Source organism: Caballeronia catudaia (genome assembly GCF_001544755.2).
GTDB lineage: Bacteria > Pseudomonadota > Gammaproteobacteria > Burkholderiales > Burkholderiaceae > Caballeronia > Caballeronia catudaia.
Window position 1 is genome coordinate 1 of the sequence record NZ_FCOF02000122.1, and the last position, 1,894, is coordinate 1,894.

Sequence of the window (1,894 nt, forward strand, 5' to 3'; positions counted from 1 at the left end):
CGACCGAGTCGTCAAATCCCGCCCCTCACGTTACTCCGTCCGGTACCTTAGAAAGGACCTTAACTGAACGGCATTAACGCGGCGGCGCCGCTCTGCTTGAAAAGCTTACCAAGCTTGACGAATCGGACATCGATGGGCTTGACCGCCTGCTGAGTCAGTGGACGGTCCGCGACGCGTTGTCGGTGCTCGACGAGATCGACCATCGCCTAGCCGTGCTGGCGGCCATTGACAAGCTGAGCGGAGACGAGGCCACGGACGAACTGCACACGCTGCACCCGTTGGTAACGCAAGCGCGCTGGCTCTTCGGGCCGGAATTTGACAGCAGCGAATACTCTTCGAACGTCAGCTTGCGCACGGCCGTCGAAAAGATCTTTAAAAAGAGATTGTCCGCCGAGGCCTTTACCAATCACAAACAACGCCCCGACATCGTGGTGCTCGGTGATGCGACGTGCTCAATCGTCGGCACCGAAGGGTTCGACCCGGCGGAACCGACGCTCACCCGCATCCAGAATGTGCTGATCATCGAAGTTAAGAAGGGGAAATCGGCGATTGGACGTGATGAAATGACCCAAGCCGACGGCTACGTGCAGGACTTCCTTGGAAGCGGCGCGCTCGATGGGACACCGATGTTCAGAGCCTTCGTAGTGGGGCACGAGATTGCGGCGAAGACGACGCGCGAGAAAGAGCTCAAGGAAGAGGGCGTTTTGCGAGGTCGGGTTCAGGCAGTCACCTATGGCCAGATCACCAGATCGGCCCACCAGCGGCTGTTTCGCCTTAAAGAGCGCATACCGGCTCGTTACGAAGACGTCTCGGGGGCGGATTTGTCGGCGAAGGTGATGCAGACGGCTTCGCAAGCTTTGCTGGCGCTGCCTGCACCGGTCCCGGACTAAGAAATCAATGAGGCAGATGTCACAAACAATCTCAGCGACAAAACGGCTCGCGTCTGACGGACGTCATCGGTCTATACGCATTTGGGAAAAGGTTGAAAAAACTGGTTTGCGTTGCACGACCTGTGTTCGACGCGCATCGCCCTCAAATTGCTAAAACGCGGATTTGCGTCCGAGGTGGTGCCGGCGCGACGTCCGAAGTCCGGCGACAGGAGTGCGGTCACTTGCTTGACGGGGATCGCTGTAACGCGACCGAAATCTCCACGATCTGCAGCACTCGGTCGTGCTGACGCCCGCGGTCTCGACGTTACAAGGCTCTTTGTAAGGGAGCCGCCGATTACAAGCTACATGCGCAAATACCACTCGCCGGGACCGATGCGGCCGCTCCGGGTATCGACGTCGCGCTTGTAGCCAAGCTCCTCTGTGAAGCCCAACGTCCGCAAAACGTGCCGTACATGCGCAAGGTCTTGTGCGTTGGCCCAGTTATCGGTGTACACGCAGATGACGTGAATGTTGCCGTGGGCCATGCTGGGTAGGACGGTGGAAACCTTGGCGCACAGCAGCTGATTGCGCTCGAGAGTGTCTTTGATTTTGTCCCACGCTGCATCGACGTTGTCGCGGGGTACGAAGATGCACCATTTCCCCGTCATGTCACCAGACACAAAGCTCTTGCAAAGCGGCGACATTTTGAAGTGCCAGTTGCGGCTGAAGTCTTCGGAAGGTTTCTCTGACTTCCGCAACAGGCGCTCTAGCATGGGTGATTGTTCGTTCACTCGAGCCCACTTTTCTGATAGGTTATTGGCGAAGCCATCCTGTAAGCGTTTGACCACGAACGGCGGTGAGCTGGACAGGTCGTGGCTCTGAAGTCTCGCGTCGAAAGTTGACATGTGTTTCAGCGATCGTCGTCGGCGCGCAGGGGATCGCGGCGCTTATTGAGACTTACGTAAGTCATGACATCACCAGAGCTCGGCTTGTTTCCAACATGCGGCGATGATCGATTTGCGCTT

General features: G+C 57.5%; 2 protein-coding genes. One reads left to right on the forward strand and one right to left on the reverse strand.

Features of this window, described 5'->3' with window-relative positions; all coding sequences use genetic code 11:
* Positions 1-182: 182 nt before the first annotated feature.
* On the forward strand, positions 183-890 hold the full coding sequence (locus AWB75_RS36335) for a hypothetical protein (protein ID WP_143746702.1): 708 nt from the start codon (positions 183-185) through the stop codon (positions 888-890).
* Between the two features lie 341 nt (positions 891-1,231).
* Here AWB75_RS36335 and AWB75_RS36340 read toward each other — a convergent pair whose 3' ends face one another.
* Positions 1,232-1,774, reverse strand: a complete 543-nt coding sequence (locus AWB75_RS36340) for a putative phosphothreonine lyase domain-containing protein (RefSeq protein ID WP_087087205.1) — start codon at positions 1,772-1,774, stop codon at positions 1,232-1,234.
* Between the last annotated feature and the right edge of the window lie 120 nt (positions 1,775-1,894).